The following is a 19,049-nucleotide window of genomic DNA, read 5'->3' on the forward strand; positions in this document are numbered from 1 at the left end:
GGGATTTCTCCCATGTCCGTTTTTCGCAACGTCGTGTTCATCGCGGCGATCGCCGGGCTTTTGTCCGGACTGGCTCTGGCAGCGATGCAGAGCTTCACGACTGTTCCGCTCATTCTGCAGGCTGAGGTCTACGAAGAGGCCGGTGGCGGTCATGATCATGGCTCGGCACACAACATGCCGGGTATGGAAATGAGTGCACCGGCAACCGGAGAGGTTGCTGCCTCGGGCGAAGCCGCTGCGCCGGCTGAAGAAGCCTGGGAGCCGGCAAACGGCCTGGAGCGCAACAGCTTCACCGTGTTTGCCGACATCGTCACTGGCATCGGCTATGCGCTGGTTCTCGTTGCCGTGTCCGAGTTCGCCGGCGGTGTGTCGAGCTGGCGCAATGGCGTCTTCTGGGGCCTTGCCGGCTTTGCCGTGTTCACGCTGGCGCCTGGCCTCGGCCTGCCGCCGGAACTGCCCGCCATGCCCGCGGCCGATCTTGCAGGCCGCCAAGTGTGGTGGATCGGCACGGCCATTGCCACGGCCGCTGGCCTCGGCCTGATCGCCTTCCGCAGCTCGCTGGGCTTCTCATTGCTCGGCCTGGCGCTGATCGTCGTTCCGCACGTCATCGGTGCGCCGCAGCCCGCCAGCTATGAAACGCCGATTCCGGAAAGCCTGCACCACCAGTTCGTGGTCGCGGTCACCGTCACCAACCTGATCTTCTGGGTGGTGCTCGGCGCACTGGTCGGCATCATTCGCGGCCGTTTCACCGGAATGGCAAAGAACCTGCGCGACAGCTTTGCGTGAGGCCAACACACTGACGCTGCTGCTCGGCGGCGCGCGCTCCGGAAAGAGCGCGCATGCCGAGCAGCTGGCGACCGGCTTTCCGGCGCCCTGGACTTACATCGCCACCGCTCAGGCCTATGACGACGAGATGGTCGAGCGCATTGCGCTGCACCGCGCCCGCCGCGCCGACGGCTGGGAAACGCTTGACGCCCCGCTCGATCTCGTGGGCGCAATAGATAACGTGCCAGATGGCCGCCCGCTGCTCGTCGATTGCCTGACGCTCTGGCTCTCCAATCATCTCCTGGCCGAACACGATCTCGAGCGCGAAAGCGGGCGCCTCGCTGACGTACTTGGCAAGCCGCGCGGGCCGTGGTTCGTCGTGGCCAATGAAGTCGGTCTCGGCATCGTGCCCGACAATGCTCTCGCCAGAAGATTTCGCGATGCCGCCGGCCGGCTCAACCAGAAGATTGCGGCTCGCGCTGACCGTGTCCTGTTCATGGTCGCGGGCCTGCCCATGCAGGTGAAATGAGATGAAAGAAATCGACCACAGCGAAGCCGAACGCCACAAGGCCAAGATGGCCAAGCGCAAGGCGGTGCAGGATGCCGAGGTTGCCGGTAAGACCATCGAGCAAAAGGGTCTTTTGATCGTCAATACCGGCCCGGGCAAGGGCAAGACCACCGCCGCCTTCGGCCTTGCGCTGCGCATGATCGGCTATGGCCGCCGCGTCGGCGTCGTGCAGTTCGTCAAGGGCGCATGGCACAGCGGCGAGAAGGACGCCTTTGCCGCCTTTGGCGACCGGGTGGTCTGGCACACGATGGGCGAGGGCTTTACCTGGGAAACGCAGGACATCAAGCGCGACATCGCCGCCGCCGAGGCTGCCTGGGTCAAGGCGGTGGAGCTCATCAACGATCCGACCATCGATCTCGTCGTGCTTGATGAACTCAACATAGCGCTGCGCTACGACTATCTCGATCTCGACATGGTCGTCTCCACGCTGAAGAACCGGCGCGAGGGGCTGCATGTGGTCGTGACCGGCCGCAACGCCAAGCCTGCGCTGATCGAGGCAGCTGACTTGGTCACCGAAATGGGCTCGGTGAAGCACCATTTTTCCGCTGGCGTGAAGGCGCAGCAGGGGATCGAGTTTTAGGAAAGACAGGGGCATGATTTGTGCCCCGTCGCGATCAGGCGTCGATCGCACTCACACGAGCGCCAACACTCCCGCGATCAACCCAAAGCCCGCGATCATGATCAGGTCTGCGGTCCAGTAGAGTTTTAGCGCACGGCGAATGTCTTCGGCAGTTGCCTCGCGCCTGCCGTTGCCCATTGTGTGGTCCTGCACCAGCACCCCGCCATAGACGCGCGGGCCGGCCAGCGCCAGGCCAAGCGCGCCGGCCATCGCCGATTCCGGCCAGCCGGCGTTGGGCGAACGGTGTTTTTTCGCGTCCCGCAAAACCGTGCGCCAGGCATTTTTCGGGTCGGCGCCGGGCACGAGTGCCGCGGCCGCGACCAGCAGCAGCGCGGTCAGGCGTGAGGCTGGCAGGTTGATGAGATCGTCGAAGCGGGCAGCAGCCCAGCCAAAGGCCTCGTGGCGCGGCGTGCGGTGACCGATCATCGAATCGGCGGTGTTGGCCGCCTTGTAGGCGACGCCGCCGACGAGACCGCCGGCGCCCAGCCAGAAGGCGGGCGCGACGATGCCATCGGAAAAGTTCTCCGACAGGCTTTCGATTGCGGCGCGGCAGACGGCGGCTTCGTCGAGTTGATCCGGGTCGCGACCGACGATCATCGACACTGCTCGCCGGCCGGCGGAGAGCCCACCCTGCTCGAGCGCGTCGGCCACCGCCTTGACGTGGCTGGCGAGGCTGCGCTGCGCAAGCAGGCTGCTGCCGAATATCGCGAGGAGGATGATGCCGAAAGGCAGCGGCGAAAGAAGTTGCGAAAGGACAAAAGCTATCGCTGCCGGTACGCCGACCAGAACGATCAGCGCGACCACGCCCGAAATGCGGCGCTGCATGTCGGAAAGCGTCGCGCGGTTGAGGTGCTTGTCGAGGAAAGAGATCAGGCGGCCGATCCAGACGACGGGATGGCCGATTGCGCGCACCAGCCGATCCGGGTAACCGAAACCCAGTTCGACGAGAAGCGACAGGAAGGCGAGCAGGACGAACATGGCGCTTGTGAACGGGAACTCGGTGGATGCGGTGGCTGATCATGGCGGCAGTTTGGGCCGGGCCAGCGCGCTGTTTCCACATGCACCGCAGCCCTGGATCGACCTGTCGACCGGGATCAATCCGCACTCCTATCCGCTTTTCGATCTGCCTGCCACCGCCTTCTCGCGGCTGCCGGAACCGACCCGCGCACGGGAGCTCGCGGCCGTTGCCGCGGCAGCCTACGGCGCGCCGTCGGCCGCCAATGTGGTACTCGCGCCGGGCACGCAAATCCTGCTGCCGCGCGTGGCTTCGCTGGTGAAGCCAGGCCGGGCGCTGGTGCTGGGACCGACCTATGCCGAGCATGCGCGCGCCTGCGCGATAGCCGGCCATACGGTGGCCGAGGTGCGCGACTTCGATGCGCTGTTCGGCGCCGATATTGCCGTGGTAGTCAATCCGAACAATCCGGATGGCCGGGTGGTCAGCCGCCGCGACCTTCTGGAGCTCGCCGACAAGATGCGCTCCAAGGGCGGGCTTCTGGTGGTCGACGAGGCCTTCATGGATGTCGGTCCGCAGGACGAGCGCGTCGACGGAGACGTCGAGCGTGGCGGGTTGGTCGTGCTGCGCTCATTCGGCAAGTTCTTCGGGCTGGCCGGCGTGCGGCTTGGCATTGCCATCGCGGCCGAGCCGCTTGCCGCATGTCTGGATGGCGAACTCGGACCCTGGGCCGTGTCGGGTCCAACGCTGGAATATGGCATCAAGGCGCTTGCCGACGAGGCGTGGCAGCAGGCCATGCGAAACACACTGCGTGAGGATGCTGCACGGCTGGATGCGCTGTTTGCTGGCGTCGGCGTTCAAATGAGCGGCGGCACCAGCCTGTTCCGCTTCGTTCGCCTGCCCGATGCAGCGGGGCTGTTTGCAGCGCTTGGCGAGCGCGGTATCCTGATCCGCAAATTTAGCTGGGACGAGACTGCCCTGCGCATTGGTCTTCCCGGCAGGGAAGCAGAATGGCAGCGGTTGGAACAGGCGCTGGCGGCTTGGGCAGCAAGCCGGGGCGCAAGCGCGACGGAGGCTTAGTGATGATCTTTGTCTGCCCGTTGTCGAAGGTCGAGGAAACCGTGTCGCGAGCAGGTGCCGAGCGCCTCGTCTCGCTGCTCACAGCCGGCACCGAGATCGTTCGGCCGGCGGTGATCGCGCCGGAGAATCACCTACTGCTGGCGATGAACGATATTGCCGAGGCGCAGGCCGGCATGACGCTGCCGGGCGAGGCGCATGTGCGCCAGCTGCTCGATTTCGCAACAACGTGGGACCGCGCCCGGCCGCTGGTGATCCATTGCTTTGCCGGCATCAGCCGCTCGACCGCCTCGGCCTATATCGTGGCGTCGGCGCTCGCGCCGCAGCGCGACGAGGTGGAACTCGCCAAGGAGCTGCGCTGGCTCTCGCCCTCCGCCACGCCCAATCCGCGGCTCATCGCAGTGGCGGACACGCTGCTCGGCCGAAACGGCCGCATGATCGCGGCGATCAAAGGCATTGGCCGCGGTGCGGATGCATTCGAAGGCACGCCCTTTGCTCTGGAGATTGATGGCTAGCGCTTACGCCAGCCACTCCGACAGTTTCGCCTTGCGCACGTCCTGCAGCAGCCGGACAAAGCCATCCGCCTGATGCTCGGCGGTTAGCCGGCCTTTTTCGGCGGTGGCGATGGCGGCGTTGCCGACCACGCCATGCTTGTTGAGGTCGGCGGCGAGCCAGGCATAGGCATGCGTGCCGGTCTGGCGCAGCAGGTCGAAATGATCGTCCGCCTTGGTGACGTTGGAGACGAAATTCTCGGCCTGGCTCATGTCGACCAGGTCAGGCCGGAAATGCAGCATCAGCGAGGTTTCGACATCGCCGCCATGAATACCGAGCCGGTCTTCCTGCGCCGTGTACATGCCCTCCGGCCGGCCGAAGCGCTGCCAGCTCGTCTTCACCGCCAGCATGTCGAAGCGCACGCGCAACTCGCGCGTGACGATGCCCATGATCTCCTCGTTGCCGCCATGCGAATTGACGATCACCAGCTTGCGTACGCCGGCGCGGGCGATGGAGACACCTAGCTCGGTCCAGGCCTCGATCAGCGTTGGGGCCGGCAAGGTCAGCGTGCCGGGGGAGCGCACATGTTCATTGGACTTGCCGACCGACTGGATGGGCAGGATGCGCACGTCGAGGTCTTGGGGCAGGTGAGGGATCACCGTGTCCAGCATGCCCTGCATTATGCTCGTGTCGGTCGAGACCGGCAGATGCGGTCCGTGCTGCTCGATGGCCGCGACCGGCAGCACGGCAATCGTCGCCTCCGGGTCGATATTGGCATATTCGGTGGTGCGGTAGTCGCCCCACCAGACGCGTCTTCTTGCTTCGGCCACGTTGAACCTCGTTTGCTGTTTGGTGCGGCCTAACGCCGGATCGCGCCTTTGTCGATCATCCGGCGGCTATGACCTCGATCTCGATCTTGAATTCGGGCCTTGCGAAGCCGGCGACGATGAGCAGCGTCGAGGCCGGCGCGGGCTCTGAAAACAGGCGGTCGCGCACTTCCATATAGGGCTTCAGATAGGCGCGGTCGCTGACGAAGGTGTTGATGCGAACGACATTGGCCAGCGTCATGCCGGCCTCGCCCAATACGGCTGCGACGTTGTCGAAGCAGAGCTCGGCCTGCGCGCGCACATCATCCGGCACCGAGTCGTCCGGCCCGATGCCGATCTGGCCCGAGCAGATCACCAGCCGCTTGCCGGCGGGCACCTCGACGCCGTGGCTGTAGCGCCCAAAGGGAGGTCTTATCGATTTCGGCGTCAGGAATTTGAACATCTCATCCTCACCCTCATTTGCCGCCAGCCTATGGCGGAATCGCTGTCGCATTCAAGCGTTTGACGCTGCGTCACGCTTATGGACAGGCGTTCAAAAAATGGGCACGATGCCGGCGCGAATGGCATGACGGCGCCGGTTTCCGACCGGAGGGGTGAAGCGGACAGTCTCCGGCGCCGCGGCACCCATGGCACGCCTCTTGCTTCTTCGAAATCGTGTTTCCACGCCCGGGCGAATGACCGCGGGCACGAAGAGGGGTGCGTGCATGAACAGGAATATCGTCGTTTCCGTCGGCGTGGCTGCGCTTCTTGGCGCAACCACTTCGGCGGCGCTCGCCGCCGAGAAGGTCACCTTCATGACCAACTGGCTGGCCCAGGCAGAGCATGGCGGCTACTACCAGGCCCTGGCCGACGGCACCTATGCCGCCTGTGGCCTCGACGTCACCATCCAGCAGGGCGGCCCGCAGGTGAGCGGCCGGCCGCTGCTGCTTGCCGGCAAGATCGATTTCTACATGGGCGGCAACCTGCTGCAGGCTTTTGATGCCGTGCAGCAGAACATCCCGCTGCGCATCGTGGCCGCCAGCTTCCAGAAGGAGCCGCAGGTGGTGATGTCGCATCCCGGGCAGGGCCTCGACAAATGGGAAGACCTGCCGAAGGCTGAGCAATACATCCTCGGCGACGAGGGCATGCAGAGCTTCTTCCAGTGGATGGTGACCGACTACGGTTTCGATCCGGCCAAGCGCGTGCCCTACACCTTCAATGCAGCACCCTTCATCGCCAATGCAAAGTCGATCCAGCAGGGCTATGTAACCTCCGAACCCTTCGCGGTTGAGAAGGAAGGCGGGTTCAAGCCCAATGTCTTCCTGCTGGCCGACTATGGTTTCAGCACCTATGCCACCACCATCGAGGCCATGCAGAAGACCATCGATGAGCGGCCACAGGTGGTACAGTGCTTCGTCGATGGCTCGGCCAAGGGCTGGTACACCTACCTCTATGGCGACAACAAAGCCGCCAACGAGATGATCAAGAAGGACAATCCCGACATCACCGACGAGCAGATCGCCTTCTCGATCAAGCAGATGAAGGATCACGGCATCGTCGATTCCGGTGAAGCGGAAAAGCTAGGCATCGGCGCCATGACCGACGAGCACGTCGCCGACTTCTACGCCAAGATGGTGAAGGCCAAGGTCGTGCCGGAAGGGCTCGACATCAAGAAGGCCTACACGCTGCAATTTGTGAACAAGGGTGTCGGCCTCGATCTCAAGAAATAACCCGGCATCGGGACCATGGAGCCCATCAAGATAGCAACACCCGCGATTGCCGGGAGCGGTGGGCCGCTTCTGGCGCTTCGTTCGGTCGGCAAGAGTTTTTCCAACGGCGTCACGGCTCTCCGCGACGTCAACCTGACCATCGGGGAGGGTGATTTCGTCAGCCTCCTCGGGCCTTCGGGCTGCGGCAAGTCCACCGCGCTGCGCATCATCGCCGGCCTGACCACGCCCACCACCGGCATGATCGACTGGGCGCGCCGCACCGGCGAACAGGCCTCCGTCGGTTTCGTATTCCAGGAGCCGACGCTGCTGCCCTGGGCGAGCGTGTTCGACAATGTCTGGCTGCCGCTGCGGTTGAGGGGCGTATCACGTAGTGAAGCGGCGCCAGCTGTCGCCAAGATGCTGGAGCGGGTACACCTCACCGGTTTTGAGAAGGCCGTGCCGCGTGAGCTGTCGGGCGGTATGCGTATGCGCGTCTCCATCGCCCGCGCGCTGGTCACGCGCCCGCGCCTGCTTCTGATGGACGAGCCCTTCGCCGCGCTCGACGAGATCACCCGCTTCAAGCTCAACAACGACCTGCTGGAACTCTGGCAGGAGGAGCGCTTCACGGCCGTCTTCGTTACCCACAGCGTGTTCGAAAGCGTGTTTTTGTCGAACCGTATCGTGGTGATGGCGGCGCGGCCGGGGCGCGTGTTCGAAGAGGTCGCGGTGGATGCAGCCTATCCGCGCGACGAGGCGTTTCGCACCTCGCCGGACTATGCCGCGCTCTGCCGGCGGGCGTCCGACGTGCTCGGTGAGGCGATGCGGATCAATTCGAGTGGTGCGGCATGACGGCGATTGAAACCCAAGCACCAGCGATTGACCAGGAAGAGATGCGGCGTGCGCGCAGCCAGCGGCTGGAGCGCATCGGCAGGTGGGTGGTGCCGCTTGTGATCATGGCGCTGGCGATCTGGCTGTGGGACCGCATCTGCGTGTGGAACGAGATTCCGCAATACATCCTGCCGCGCCCCGGCGTGGTGGTGCAGACACTCTATTCCGACGCCGGGCTTCTGTTCGGCTCGCTTCTGGTAACGCTGAAGATCACCTTTCTCAGCCTGCTTCTGGCGGTGATCGGTGGTGTGGGGCTGTCGGTGCTGTTCGCGCAGTCGAAATGGGTGGAGATTTCGTTCTTCCCCTTTGCGGTCGTGCTGCAGGTCACGCCGATCGTGGCGATCTTCCCCCTCATCAACATCTATGTCGACAACCAGACCGCCAAGCTTTTGCTCTGCGCCTGGATCGTGGCCTTCTTCCCGATCCTCTCCAACACGACGCTGGGCCTGAATTCGGTCGATAGGAACCTCCGCGATCTCTTCCGGCTGAACGGCGCGACGCGCTGGCAGGAACTCTGGCACCTGCGGCTGCCGGCGGCGATGCCCTATTTTCTCGGCGGCCTGAAAATCGCCGGTGGGCTTTCACTGATCGGCGCGGTGGTGGCCGAGTTCGTCGCCGGCGCCTCGGGTCAATCGTCGGGACTTGCTTCGCGCATCATCGAGGCCGGCTATCGGCTGAACGCGCCGCGCCTGTTCGCGGCACTAATCCTCATTTCGCTCATCGGCATAGTCATCTTCCTCGCGCTGTCGCTGGTCTCGCATCTGATCTTACGGCGGTGGCACGAAAGCGCGCTGAAGCAGGAGGGGTGATGGCGGCTATCGATCTTCCTAGTTCCGGCTCCTTCAAGCTTGCCAATGCTCGCGTGCATTCCTCGCTGACGCCGGGCCTCGCGTCGCAGTTCGATGGTGACGGTTTTGCTCTGGTGGATATCGATGTGGCAGACGGCAGGATAAAACGCATCGCACCCGCCGCACCCGAAAGGGCGGATGCAACTGCCATCGATCTCAAAGGGCGGATCGTTCTGTCCTGTTTCGTCGATTGCCACACGCATATTGACAAGGGCCACATCTGGCCACGCAGGCCCAATCCGGACGGCTCATTTCCCGGCGCGCTCGATGCAACCGATGCCGACCGCAGGGCGCGCTGGACCGCGGAGGATGTGGCGCGGCGCATGGATTTTTCGCTGCGCTCGGCCTACGCGCACGGCACCAAGGCGCTGCGCACGCATCTCGATAGTGCTGCGCCGCAGGACGCGATCTCCTGGCCGGTCTTCGAGGATATGCGCGAGCGATGGAAGGGCCGTATCGAACTGCAGGCCGTCAGTCTGATTGGTATCGACGGAGTGCGGGAGGCGGATTGGTTCGAACAACTAGCCAAGCGTGTAGCAGCTGCGCGCGGCGTGCTCGGTGCAGTTACCTATATGGTTCCCGACCTCGACGAACTGCTCGACCGCGTGTTCCGCGCGGCGATCGCGCATGGTCTCGACCTCGATTTCCACGCTGACGAGACCGACAGTGTCGATGCGGTTTCGCTGAGAAAAATCGCCGAGGCCGCGTTGCGCCACGGCTTCGAGGGAAAGATCCTCGTCGGCCATTGTTGCTCGCTGGCGCGCCAGCCGGAACACCGTGTGCTCGACACGCTGGACAAGGTTGCGCGCGCGGGGCTGGCCGTCGTCTCGCTGCCAATGTGCAATCTCTACCTTCAGGACCGCCGTCATGACGGCACCACGCCGCGCTGGCGTGGTGTGACGCTACTGCACGAAATGAAGGCGCGGGGCATTCCGGTTTCGGTGGCTTCCGACAATACGCGCGATCCGTTCTATGCCTATGGCGACCTCGACATGTTGGAGGTCTACCGCATGGCCACCCGCATCCTGCATTTCGACCACCCGGTCGCGGACTGGCCGAAGACGGTCGCTGCGACGCCTGCGGAGATGATGCGGCTTGACGGAGCAGGGGTGCTGCAGGCTGGCGGACCGGCCGACTTCATTATCTTCAAGGGGCGAAGCTGGACCGAGCTTCTGTCGCGGCCCGAAACCGACCGCATCGTTGTACGCGACGGAAAACCTATCAAAGCCGAACTGCCCGATTACGCCGAACTCGACGATCTGATGGTGGGTGCATGATGGACATTTCTGCGCTGAAACGCGAGCTCGAAGGGCTGAGAATCGAGGACAACGAAAAGATCGTCCAGCAGAAGAGCCGCGATTTTTATTGGTACAGCCCGGTCTTGAAGCGCCAGCTCGATACCGTCACCGGCGATCTCATCGTCTCGCCCAAGAACGAGGCTGAGGTAATCCGTGTTCTGGCCGCCTGCCACCGGCATGGCGTGCCGGTCACGCCGCGCGGTACCGGCACGGGCAACTACGGCCAGGCCATGCCGCTGTCGGGCGGCGTGGTACTCTCGCTCGCCGACATGAACGACATCAAGTCGATCTCGCCGGGGCGCGTCGTGTGCGGGCCGGGCGCGATCATCGCCGACATCGACAAGGCGACGCGCGCGCATTCGGGGCAGGAGCTTCGCCTGCATCCCTCCACCTACAACACGGCTTCCATCGGTGGGTTCATCGCCGGCGGTTCGGGTGGTGTCGGCTCGATCAATTTCGGTGGCTTGCGCGATTTCGGCAATGTGCTGCGCCTGCGCGTCGTCACCATGGAGGCTGAACCCAGGGTGCTCGATCTCACCGGCGAGGATCTGCACAAGGTGACCCACGCTTATGGCACCAACGGCATCATCACCGAGGTGGAGATGCCGCTGACGGCTTCCTATGACTGGGTGGACGTCATCGTCGGTTTCGACAGTTTTGTGAGCGCGGCGCGCTATGGTAACGTGCTCGGCTGTCAGGACGGGTTGCTGACAAAACTCATCACGCCGATCGCAGCCCCCGTGCCGCAGGACTATTTCAAGCGCCACCAGCGCTTCTTCCGGCCGGGGCAGAGCATCTGCTTGGTGATGGTCGCGCCACATTCGCTGGACGCTTTCCTCGCCTTCACGCGCCGCGAGGGCGGCGAGGTGATCTTCAATCCGGCGGTCATGACGGATGAGGAGAAGAAGGGCCTGCCGCCGGTCTTCGAACTGGCCTGGAACCACACGACGCTAAGAGCGCTGCGAGTCGACCCGTCGATCACCTATCTGCAGTCGCTCTACCCGTTCCCCAACCAGCTGGAACTCGTGGCGAAGATGGACGCCATGTTTCCCGGCGAGGTGCTTTCGCATCTGGAATTCGTGCGGTTTGACGGCAACATCACCTGCTTCGGCCTGCCGCTGGTGAAATTCACCACGGAGGAGCGGCTGGAAGAGATCATCCGGGCTTTCGAGGACAATGGCTGCCCGATCTTCAATCCCCACCGCTACACGCTCGAAGAGGGCGGCATGAAGCAGACCGACGAAGTCCAGCTTGCCTTCAAGCGTGAGGCCGACCCGCAGGGCTTGCTGAATCCAGGCAAGATGATCGCCTGGGAAAACCCCGACTATGATTTTCGTTCCGGCCGGACTTACCTGTTCAGGGGATTGGAAAAGGTGGGATGAAAGCGCCATGAAGGTCCTGGTCGTTTATTGCCATCCGGTGCCGGAGAGCTTTTGCGCGGCAGTGCGTGACACTGCGCTTGAAGCCATCGCGGCGAAGGGGTGCGAGGCGCGGCTGGTCGATCTCTATGCCGAGAATTTCGATCCCGTGATGCGCCACTCCGAGCGGCGCGAATACAATGACCGCGCTCCCAGCGATCCGGCGCTGAAGACCTATATCGATCACCTGAAATGGGCCGAGGCCATCGTTTTCATCTATCCGACCTGGTGGTACGGCCTGCCGGCGATGCTGAAAGGCTGGCTGGACCGGGTCTGGGCGACCGACGTTGCCTTCGTGCTGCCGAAAGGCCCGGGGCCGATCAGGCCGCTGATGACGCACGTCTCCAAGATCGTGGTCATCACCACCTGTGGAGCCCCGCGTTGGTGGTCGCATGTGGTGGGCCATCCCGGCCGCAAAACGATATTGCGGGGCCTGCGTTCGCTCTGCGGCTGGCGTTGCCGCACGCTGTTTCTGGCGCATTACCTGATGGACAGGTCGACGCCAGAAACCCGTACTGCGTTTTTGCGAAAAGTTCGAAGAAAGCTCAGGGCACTTTGAGGGTTTACCCTCCCCGCAAGGGGGAGGGTAAGATTGAGTTACGCCCTTACCCGCTCGGCCTTCGGATCATACATCGGCTTCAGCGAAGCCTCTGCCGCAAAGCGCTCGCCGGCGATCTCGATCTCGTATTTCGAGTTGAGGATGTCGGCCTCGCTCTGGCCCTTGGCGGGCACATAACCCATGCCGATGGCGCCGCCGAGATAGTGGCCGTAATTGCCCGAGGTCACCGTGCCCACGATCTTGCCGTCGCGAACGATCGCCTCATTGTGGAACAGCAGCGGCTCCGGATCGGCGAGGCGGAACTGTACCATGCGGCGATCGAGGCCGGCTTCCTTCTTGGCGAGCACCGCGTCGCGGCCGATGAAGTCGCCCTTGCCGGTCTTCACGGCAAAGCCGAGGCCTGCCTCCAGCACGTGGTCCTCATCGGTGATGTCGTGGCCGAAATGGCGGAACGCCTTTTCGATGCGGCAGGAATCGAGCGTGTGCAGGCCGCACAGCTTCAGGTCGAACTCGCGGCCGGCTTCTTCCAGCGCCTCGAAGACATGCGCCGTCTGGTCGGTCGAGACATAGAGTTCCCAGCCGAGTTCGCCGACATAGGTCACCCGATGGGCGCGGGCGAGACCCATGCCGATCTCGATCTCCTGGAAGGTACCGAAGGGGTTGTTCTCGTTGGAAAAATCGTTCGGGCTGACCTTCTGGATCAGTTCGCGCGAGCGCGGGCCCATCAGGCAGAGCACGGATTCCGACGCCGTCACATCGGTGATGACGACGAACTCGTCGCGCACATGCTTGCGCAGCCAGGCGAGGTCGCGCTGCAGCGTGGCGCCGGGCACAACGGCGAAGAAGGCAGTGTCCGACAGGCGCGAGATGGTGAGGTCGCTTTCGATGCCGCCGCGATTGTTCAGCATCTGCGTGTAGACGATCTTGCCCGGCGCGACGTTGAGATCGTTGGCGCACATGCGCTGCAGGAATGCGAGCGCGTCGCGACCTTCGATCCGGATCTTGCCGAAGGAGGTCATGTCGAACAGGCCGACATTGTTGCGCACCGCCAGATGTTCCTCGCGGCCGTTCTCGAACCAGTTCTGGCGCTTCCAGCTGTAGCGATATTCGCGCTCCTGGCCCTCCTTGGCGAACCAGTTGGCGCGCTCCCAGCCGGCAACTTCGCCGAAGACGGCGCCGCGTGCCTTGAGATGTTCGTGGATGGGCGAGCGGCGCACGCCGCGCGAGGTGACCACCTGGCGATAGGGGAAGTGGTCGGCATAGAGCAGGCCGAGCGTTTCGGAGACGCGCTCCTTGAGATAGGAGCGGTTCTTCTGGAACGGCTGGGCGCGGCGGATGTCGACTTCCCAGAGATCGAAGGGGGCTTCGCCATCATTGATCCACTGCGCCAGCGCCATGCCCGCGCCGCCGGAGGAGACGATGCCGATCGAGTTGTAGCCGGCAGCCACCCAATAGCCGCCGAGCTCCGGCGCTTCGCCGAGATAGTAGCGGTCGTCGGGCGTAAAGCTCTCGGGGCCGTTGAAGAAGGTGTGGATGCCGGCGGTGCCCAGCATCGGCATGCGGTTCACGCCCATTTCGAGGATCGGCTCGAAATGCTCGAAATCCTCGGGCAGCTGGTCGAAGCAGAAATCCTCGCGGATCCCTTCCATGCCCCATGGCTTGGCCCTGGGCTCGAAAGCGCCGAGCATCATCTTGCCGGCGTCTTCCTTGTAGTAGGCGCACTCGTCCGGCACGCGCAGCACCGGCAGGCGGCCAAGCCCTTGGATAGCCTCGGTGACGAGATAGAAGTGCTCGCAGGCGTGCAGCGGCACGGTCACGCCCGACATGGCGCCGAGCTCGCGCGCCCACATGCCGGCGCAGTTGATGACGACGTCGGTTTCGATCGTGCCCTGTTCGTCACCTTGCGCCCAGGAAACGCCCGTGACGCGGCCGTTCTTTTGGTGAACGGCGGTGACCTTCACGCCCTCGACGATCTTGGCGCCGCGCTGGCGTGCGCCCTTGGCAAGGGCCATGGCGATGTTGGCCGGGTCGCACTGTCCGTCGAGCGGCAGGTGCACGGCGCCGGCAACGTCGGAGACGTTGAGATGCGGGTACATCTCCTTGACTTCCTGAGGCGAAATCTCGCGCACGTCGACGTCGAAGGCGCGGGCCAGCGAAGCCTGGCGGTAGATCTCGTGCTTGCGCTCTTCAGTCAGCGCCACCGTGATGGAGCCGACCTGGCGCATGCCGGTGGCAACGCCGGTTTCTTCCTCGAGCTTGACGTAGAGGTCGGCGGAATATTTCGCCAGCCGTGTCATGTTCTGCGAGGCGCGCAGCTGGCCGATCAGGCCAGCCGCGTGCCAGGTGGTGCCGCAAGTAAGCTGCTTGCGTTCCAAAAGTACGATGTCCGTCCAGCCAAGCTTGGCAAGATGATAGGCAACGGAACAACCGGATACGCCGCCGCCGATGATGACGGCGCGGGCCTTTTGCGGCAGAGAGGTCATGCGATTTTGCTTTCCTTGGGTGGGCTGTAGGAGGCCACGAAGCGCCAGAGGCGCTGCGCTGCTTCCTTCAATGTTTCTTCGGGCTGGCAAAGGCTGATGCGGATGTGGCCGGCAGCAGACTCGCCGAAGCTCAGGCCAGGCATGACGGCAACGTTTTCAGCATCGAGGAACCCGAAGGCGAATTTCTCGCAATCGGGTTCGATGGCGCTGATGTCGAGCATGACATACATGCCGCCTTCCGAGCCGCGCACGGTGACGTTGTTGAGGCCGCGCACGGCATCGAGGAACATCGTGCGGCGTGCTGCGTAGCGGCCGGCAATGTCCTGCACGCCATAGCCGTTCTCCAGCGCTTCGGCGGCTGCGCGGGACACGAAGTCGGGCAGGCCGTAGGTGGTGACGAGGCTTAGACTGGCCAGAACCGCGATGAGATCCTGCGGCCCGGTCACCCAGCCGATGCGCCAGCCGGTCATGCCGTGGCTCTTGGACATGGAGTTGATCACCAGCGTGCGCTCGGCCATGCCGGGCAGGGCACGCGGAGACAGGTGCTCGCCGCCGCCGAGCGTCCAATAAACCTCATCCGACAGAAGCCAGAGGTCGTGCCGGCGGCAAACATCTGCGAGGCCTTCGAGGCTTTCGCGGGTGTAGACGGCGCCGGTCGGGTTGTTCGGCGTGTTGATGAGGATGGCGCGTGTGTTGGGCCTCACCGCCCTCTCGATGTCTTCCGCGCGCGGCTGAAAACCGTCTTCCGAGCGGGCTTCGACCACGGTGAATTCGGCACCGACCGCACGGAAGGTCGGCGGGTAGGTGGCGTAGTAGGGCGCCACCACGATGGCGTGATCGCCCGGATCGAGTACGGCCTGTGCGGCAGCGTAGAGCGCAAGCTGGCCGCCTGGTGCGGCAAGAATCTCGTCGGCGGTGGTGGGTACGCCGGTCGATTGCGTCGAAATCCGCGCCATGGCTTCGCGCAGGCGCGGAATGCCGGGCAGCTGCGTGTAGTGGTGATAGCCGCCGCGGACGGCGGTCACGCAGGCTTCTACCGTTTCGGCGGGCGTGTCGAAGTCGTGGTCGCCGACGGAGAGCATGATGATGTCCTCGCCGGCCTCCTTGCGAGTGCTGGCTTCGAAATGCACCTCCCATCCGTCCTTGCCGGAAGGGGTGATGCCGGAGACGCGTGCGGATGGCTTAGGCATCGAAGGCTCCTGCGGTCTCGAAACCTTCGGAGACAAGGCGGTCGCGCAGGGCGGCAATGTGCTCCGGCCCGACCTCGCAGCAGCCGCCGATGATGGAGGCGCCGCGCTTTACCCAGCCGATCGCGAAATCGGCGTAGGCAGCGGGATCGAGGTCGTGGCGGGCATGCAGAACGTCGACCGTGCCGCCATGTTTCAGCGCCTCGATGGCGGTGAAGCCGTTGGCATAGGCGCCGACCTTTCCGCCGAGTGCCAGCAGATCCGCAAAGGCCTCATCGACGGCCTCGGGGCGGCAGCAATTGATGAGCCGCGCGGCGATCGGCATGTCGCCGAGAGCGGCGTTGGCAACCGACAGGCTTTCGCCGCTGCGCAGGCGCGGCTCGCCATGGTCGGCCAGCGTCCAGGAGACCCAGACCGGCTTGCCGCTTTCGGTCGCGGCCGTGACGGCGGCGCGCGCTTCGTCGGCCGAGGCCATGGTCTCGCACAGGAACAGGTCGACATGGTCGGCCTGCTCGGCAACCACGCGGCGATAAATGTCCAGCGTCTCATCATAGGAGATGGTCAGCGCCGGCGCGTAGCTGCCGAACAGGGGCGGCAGGCAGCCGGCGATGGCCGCATCGCCTGCTTCGTCGCGCGCGGCCTTGGCGAGCTCGATGCCGCGCTTCTGCAACGGCTTGAACATTTCCGGTGCGCCCTCGCGCTCCAGCCGTTCGGGCGTGGCCGAATAGGTGTTGAGCGTGATCACCTTGGCGCCTGCGCGGATGAATTCCGCATGCAGGCCGCGCACCAGATCGGGCTCCTCCATCAACACCTTCGCCGACCATAGCGGCGATGGCTCGCTTTTGCTTCGTCGCACGAGTTCCTGACCCATGCCGCCGTCCGTCAGGACAACCTTCGTCATGCACGCAACCTTTCATTCTTCGGGTCCCAAAGCGGCTGGTCTTCCTGCACCACCGCCGGGAAATTCTCGCCGAAGATTTCTACGTGCACCTTGGTGCCCGGCACGGCGAGATCGGCGCGGATCATGCCGAGCGCAATGGATTTGTCCACCCTGTAGCCGAAGCCTCCTGAAGTTGTTTCGCCGACTACCTTGCCGTCGTGCCAGAGCGTCGACATGTAGGGCGCGTCGTGTTCGCCCGCGTCGATCACCAGCGTGACGAAACGCTTCTTCACGCCCTGCTGCTTCTCGTTCTGGAGGGCGACCTTGCCCTTGAACTCGGGCTTGTCCCACTTCACGAAGCGGTCCAGGCCGCCCTGCAGCACGGTGTAATCGGTCGAAAGGTCGCCCTTCCAGGCGCGATAGCCCTTTTCAAGCCGCAGGCTGTCGAGCGCGAACATGCCGAACGGTTTCAGGCCATGCTTTTGGCCCGCTTCCCAGACCGCGTCGAAGATCGCGGCCGTATCCTCGATCTTCGAGTGGATTTCCCAGCCCAGTTCGCCGGCAAAGGAAACGCGAACGAGCTGGCACCAGCGACCGGCAACCTGCACGCTCTGATGCGTGAGCCAGGGCAACGAGAGATCAGCGTCGGAAACTTCCGCGAGAATCGCGCGCGAGTTCGGACCGGACAGGATCTGGCAGGAGAAGTTGTCGGTCACGTCCTGCAGCGTGATCTGGGAACCCTCGGGCAGGTGCTTCTTCAGCCATTCGAAGTCGTGCCACTGGGCGACAGCGGCTGTGATGAGGAAGAAGAAGTCCTCGTCGATCGCCATGATCGACATTTCGGTGACGATGCGGCCGGCGTCGTCGGCGAAGTAGCCGAGGCCGATGCGGCCGGGCTTCGGCACCACGCCGGTGATCAGCGTCGACAGCCAGGCGCGCGCGCCGGGGCCCTGCAGGCGGAAGCGCGAGAAGCCGGGCAGGTCGAGGATGCCGGCGGCGTCACGAACGGCGAGGCATTCCTCGCGGATACGCTTCTCCCACGGGCCGGAGCGCTTGAAGGTCTCGGTCGATTCCTCGGAGGTGTCGTCACCGAGCTGAGCGAACCAGGTGGCACGTTCCCAACCATTGTAGGCGTTGAACTGCGCGCCAAGCTTCTGGATGCGGTCGTGGATCGGCGACAGCTTGCGGTCACGTCCGGCTGGCCAGGCGTGGCGCGGGAAGTGGATGGCGTATTCGTTGCCGTAGATCTCCATGCCCTTGGCGACTGCATAGTCGGGAGCGGCGGCAAACGAGGTGAAGCGGCGCGGGTCGCACGACCACATGTCCCATTCGGTCTGGCCCTGCGTGATCCACTCGGCCAGCACCTTGCCGGCGCCGCCGGCCTGGGCGATGCCGAAGGTAAAGACGCAGGCCTCGAAGGCGTTGGGCACGCCCGGCATCGGGCCGATCAACGGGTTGCCGTCCGGCGCATAGGGGATCGGGCCGTTGATGACCTTGGAAAGGCCGGCGGTGCCGAGGATCGGCACGCGGCGTACAGCGTCGTCCAGATACCACTCCAACCGCTCGAGATCGTCCGGATAGAGCTGGAACGAAAAATCGTCCGGCATTGGATCATTCGGGGTGGCCCAATGGGCGCGGCAGTTGCGCTCATAGGGGCCAAGGTTCATGCCGTTCTTTTCCTGGCGCAGATAGTAGGACGTGTCGACGTCGCGCAGCAGCGGCAGTTTTTGGCCGGCCTCCTTCGACCAGGCGGCCAGTTCGGGGATTTCCTCGAACAGGATGTACTGGTGGCTCATCACCATCATCGGCACTTCGCGGCCGAACATGCGGCCCACTTCCTGCGCGCGGTAGCCGGCGGCGTTGACGACATATTCGCAGCGGATGTCGCCCTGCGCGGTCGAGACCACCCACTCGCCATTCTCGCGGCGCACGCCGATAACGGGGCAGAAGCGGACGATCTTGGCGCCCATGTCGCGCGCGCCCTTAGCCAACGCCTGGGTCAGCTGGGCGGGATCGATGTCGCCGTCGTTCGGATCGTAGAGCGCGCCTTCCAGCTCATGCGTTTCGATGAAGGGGTAGCGCGACTTGATGTCGTCGACGCCCACGATTTCGATGTCCATGCCCTGATAGCGGCCCATGCCCTTGGCGCGCTGGAATTCCTGCATGCGCTCCTTCGAGTGGGCAAGGCGCAGCGAGCCGGTGACATGGTAGTTCATCGGGTAGTCGACCTCGGCCGCCAGCCCGCGATAAAGCTCGGTCGAATAGCGCTGCATGTTCATCAGCGACCAGGAGGAGGAGAATGTCGGCACGTTACCGGCGGCATGCCAGGTGGAGCCGGAGGTCAGCTCGTTCTTTTCGAGCAGCACGCAGTCGGTCCAGCCGGCCTTGGCCAGGTGGTAGAGCGACGAGACGCCGACCGCGCCGCCGCCAATGATGACCACACGAGCCGTCGTCGGAAACTCGGCCATTTTTTCCTCCCTCAATTCGCTTCGAGCATCGG

Annotated in this window: 18 protein-coding genes; 11 read left to right on the forward strand and 7 right to left on the reverse strand. The window is 64.1% G+C overall.

Going from position 1 to position 19,049, the window contains the following annotated elements:
* Positions 1 to 12 precede the first annotated feature (12 nt).
* Genes M2281_RS15980 through cobO form a run of 3 tightly spaced genes read left to right on the forward strand, consistent with a single transcriptional unit; the run spans position 13 to position 1,913 of the window.
* Positions 13 to 786, forward strand: coding sequence for a CbtA family protein (locus tag M2281_RS15980; protein ID WP_280822161.1), 774 nt, complete (start codon positions 13 to 15; stop codon positions 784 to 786).
* A complete protein-coding gene (gene cobU / locus M2281_RS15985; protein WP_280822162.1) occupies positions 779 to 1,294 on the forward strand; it encodes a bifunctional adenosylcobinamide kinase/adenosylcobinamide-phosphate guanylyltransferase in 516 nt (171 codons plus the stop codon). Before M2281_RS15980 ends, cobU begins: the two co-directional genes overlap by 8 nt.
* 1 nt (position 1,295) lies before the next feature.
* Positions 1,296 to 1,913 (forward strand): cob(I)yrinic acid a,c-diamide adenosyltransferase, encoded by a 618-nt coding sequence (gene cobO / locus M2281_RS15990; protein WP_280822163.1) that lies wholly within the window; start codon positions 1,296 to 1,298, stop codon positions 1,911 to 1,913.
* A 51-nt stretch (positions 1,914 to 1,964) separates the two neighbouring features.
* Here cobO and cbiB read toward each other — a convergent pair whose 3' ends face one another.
* Complete coding sequence (gene cbiB, locus M2281_RS15995; protein ID WP_280822164.1) at positions 1,965 to 2,930, reverse strand: adenosylcobinamide-phosphate synthase CbiB; 966 nt, start codon at positions 2,928 to 2,930, stop codon at positions 1,965 to 1,967.
* On the opposite strand from cbiB, the gene cobD reads away from it, so the two are divergent.
* Both cobD and M2281_RS16005 read left to right on the forward strand, forming a co-directional pair.
* Positions 2,929 to 3,984, forward strand: a complete 1,056-nt coding sequence (gene cobD / locus M2281_RS16000; RefSeq protein ID WP_280822165.1) for a threonine-phosphate decarboxylase CobD — start codon at positions 2,929 to 2,931, stop codon at positions 3,982 to 3,984. The two genes, cbiB and cobD, sit on opposite strands and share 2 nt — an antisense overlap.
* A 2-nt stretch (positions 3,985 to 3,986) precedes the next feature.
* Positions 3,987 to 4,496 carry a tyrosine phosphatase family protein gene (locus M2281_RS16005; protein ID WP_280822166.1) on the forward strand — a complete coding sequence of 170 codons (510 nt, stop codon included), beginning with the start codon at positions 3,987 to 3,989 and terminating at the stop codon, positions 4,494 to 4,496.
* 3 nt (positions 4,497 to 4,499) lie between these two features.
* Here M2281_RS16005 and M2281_RS16010 read toward each other — a convergent pair whose 3' ends face one another.
* Complete coding sequence (locus M2281_RS16010; RefSeq protein ID WP_280822167.1) at positions 4,500 to 5,303, reverse strand: creatininase family protein; 804 nt, start codon at positions 5,301 to 5,303, stop codon at positions 4,500 to 4,502.
* A gap of 55 nt (positions 5,304 to 5,358) precedes the next feature.
* A complete protein-coding gene (locus M2281_RS16015; protein ID WP_280822168.1) occupies positions 5,359 to 5,742 on the reverse strand; it encodes a RidA family protein in 384 nt (127 codons plus the stop codon).
* 262 nt (positions 5,743 to 6,004) lie between these two features.
* Here M2281_RS16015 and M2281_RS16020 point away from each other — a divergent pair, with 262 nt between their 5' ends.
* The 6 genes from M2281_RS16020 to M2281_RS16045 are packed head-to-tail and all read left to right on the forward strand — an operon-like array spanning position 6,005 to position 11,999.
* Entirely contained in the window at positions 6,005 to 7,009 is a 1,005-nt protein-coding gene (locus M2281_RS16020; RefSeq protein WP_280822169.1) for an ABC transporter substrate-binding protein, read from the forward strand.
* Between the two features lie 15 nt (positions 7,010 to 7,024).
* Positions 7,025 to 7,837, forward strand: coding sequence for an ABC transporter ATP-binding protein (locus M2281_RS16025; RefSeq protein ID WP_280822170.1), 813 nt, complete (start codon positions 7,025 to 7,027; stop codon positions 7,835 to 7,837).
* Positions 7,834 to 8,685 (forward strand): ABC transporter permease, encoded by an 852-nt coding sequence (locus M2281_RS16030; protein WP_280822171.1) that lies wholly within the window; start codon positions 7,834 to 7,836, stop codon positions 8,683 to 8,685. The genes M2281_RS16025 and M2281_RS16030 overlap by 4 nt, the downstream gene beginning before the upstream one ends.
* Positions 8,685 to 10,001 carry a cytosine deaminase gene (locus M2281_RS16035; protein ID WP_280822172.1) on the forward strand — a complete coding sequence of 439 codons (1,317 nt, stop codon included), beginning with the start codon at positions 8,685 to 8,687 and terminating at the stop codon, positions 9,999 to 10,001. The genes M2281_RS16030 and M2281_RS16035 overlap by 1 nt, the downstream gene beginning before the upstream one ends.
* The gene (locus M2281_RS16040; protein ID WP_280822496.1) at positions 10,001 to 11,404 is read left to right on the forward strand and encodes an FAD-binding oxidoreductase; all 1,404 of its coding nucleotides are present in this window, start codon (positions 10,001 to 10,003) and stop codon (positions 11,402 to 11,404) included. The genes M2281_RS16035 and M2281_RS16040 overlap by 1 nt, the downstream gene beginning before the upstream one ends.
* A 7-nt stretch (positions 11,405 to 11,411) precedes the next feature.
* Positions 11,412 to 11,999, forward strand: a complete 588-nt coding sequence (locus M2281_RS16045; RefSeq protein ID WP_280822173.1) for an NAD(P)H-dependent oxidoreductase — start codon at positions 11,412 to 11,414, stop codon at positions 11,997 to 11,999.
* Between the two features lie 38 nt (positions 12,000 to 12,037).
* On the opposite strand, the gene M2281_RS16050 is transcribed toward M2281_RS16045, so the two are convergent.
* The 4 genes from M2281_RS16050 to M2281_RS16065 are packed head-to-tail and all read right to left on the reverse strand — an operon-like array spanning position 12,038 to position 19,017.
* Positions 12,038 to 14,482 (reverse strand): GcvT family protein, encoded by a 2,445-nt coding sequence (locus M2281_RS16050; protein WP_280822174.1) that lies wholly within the window; start codon positions 14,480 to 14,482, stop codon positions 12,038 to 12,040.
* The gene (locus tag M2281_RS16055; protein WP_280822175.1) at positions 14,479 to 15,672 is read right to left on the reverse strand and encodes a pyridoxal phosphate-dependent aminotransferase; all 1,194 of its coding nucleotides are present in this window, start codon (positions 15,670 to 15,672) and stop codon (positions 14,479 to 14,481) included. The genes M2281_RS16050 and M2281_RS16055 overlap by 4 nt, the downstream gene beginning before the upstream one ends.
* Positions 15,665 to 16,570 (reverse strand): homocysteine S-methyltransferase family protein, encoded by a 906-nt coding sequence (locus tag M2281_RS16060; protein ID WP_280822176.1) that lies wholly within the window; start codon positions 16,568 to 16,570, stop codon positions 15,665 to 15,667. Before M2281_RS16060 ends, M2281_RS16055 begins: the two co-directional genes overlap by 8 nt.
* Positions 16,567 to 19,017 (reverse strand): GcvT family protein, encoded by a 2,451-nt coding sequence (locus M2281_RS16065; RefSeq protein ID WP_280822177.1) that lies wholly within the window; start codon positions 19,015 to 19,017, stop codon positions 16,567 to 16,569. Before M2281_RS16065 ends, M2281_RS16060 begins: the two co-directional genes overlap by 4 nt.
* Positions 19,018 to 19,049: the final 32 nt, after the last annotated feature.

This window comes from Pseudaminobacter soli (ex Li et al. 2025) (assembly GCF_029892515.1).
In the GTDB taxonomy this organism is placed as follows: domain Bacteria; phylum Pseudomonadota; class Alphaproteobacteria; order Rhizobiales; family Rhizobiaceae; genus Pseudaminobacter; species Pseudaminobacter soli_A.

Coding starts and splice junctions, on each gene's coding strand:
- M2281_RS15980 (WP_280822161.1), top strand. CDS start 13: ATGTCCGTTTTTCGCAACGTCGTGTTCATCGCGGCGATCGCCGGGCTT.
- cobO (WP_280822163.1), top strand. CDS start 1,296: ATGAAAGAAATCGACCACAGCGAAGCCGAACGCCACAAGGCCAAGATG.
- cobD (WP_280822165.1), top strand. CDS start 2,929: ATGGCGCTTGTGAACGGGAACTCGGTGGATGCGGTGGCTGATCATGGC.
- cbiB (WP_280822164.1), bottom strand. CDS start 2,930: ATGTTCGTCCTGCTCGCCTTCCTGTCGCTTCTCGTCGAACTGGGTTTC.
- M2281_RS16005 (WP_280822166.1), top strand. CDS start 3,987: ATGATCTTTGTCTGCCCGTTGTCGAAGGTCGAGGAAACCGTGTCGCGA.
- M2281_RS16015 (WP_280822168.1), bottom strand. CDS start 5,742: ATGTTCAAATTCCTGACGCCGAAATCGATAAGACCTCCCTTTGGGCGC.
- M2281_RS16020 (WP_280822169.1), top strand. CDS start 6,005: ATGAACAGGAATATCGTCGTTTCCGTCGGCGTGGCTGCGCTTCTTGGC.
- M2281_RS16025 (WP_280822170.1), top strand. CDS start 7,025: ATGGAGCCCATCAAGATAGCAACACCCGCGATTGCCGGGAGCGGTGGG.
- M2281_RS16030 (WP_280822171.1), top strand. CDS start 7,834: ATGACGGCGATTGAAACCCAAGCACCAGCGATTGACCAGGAAGAGATG.
- M2281_RS16035 (WP_280822172.1), top strand. CDS start 8,685: ATGGCGGCTATCGATCTTCCTAGTTCCGGCTCCTTCAAGCTTGCCAAT.
- M2281_RS16040 (WP_280822496.1), top strand. CDS start 10,001: ATGGACATTTCTGCGCTGAAACGCGAGCTCGAAGGGCTGAGAATCGAG.
- M2281_RS16045 (WP_280822173.1), top strand. CDS start 11,412: ATGAAGGTCCTGGTCGTTTATTGCCATCCGGTGCCGGAGAGCTTTTGC.
- M2281_RS16050 (WP_280822174.1), bottom strand. CDS start 14,482: ATGACCTCTCTGCCGCAAAAGGCCCGCGCCGTCATCATCGGCGGCGGC.
- M2281_RS16055 (WP_280822175.1), bottom strand. CDS start 15,672: ATGCCTAAGCCATCCGCACGCGTCTCCGGCATCACCCCTTCCGGCAAG.
- M2281_RS16060 (WP_280822176.1), bottom strand. CDS start 16,570: ATGACGAAGGTTGTCCTGACGGACGGCGGCATGGGTCAGGAACTCGTG.
- M2281_RS16065 (WP_280822177.1), bottom strand. CDS start 19,017: ATGGCCGAGTTTCCGACGACGGCTCGTGTGGTCATCATTGGCGGCGGC.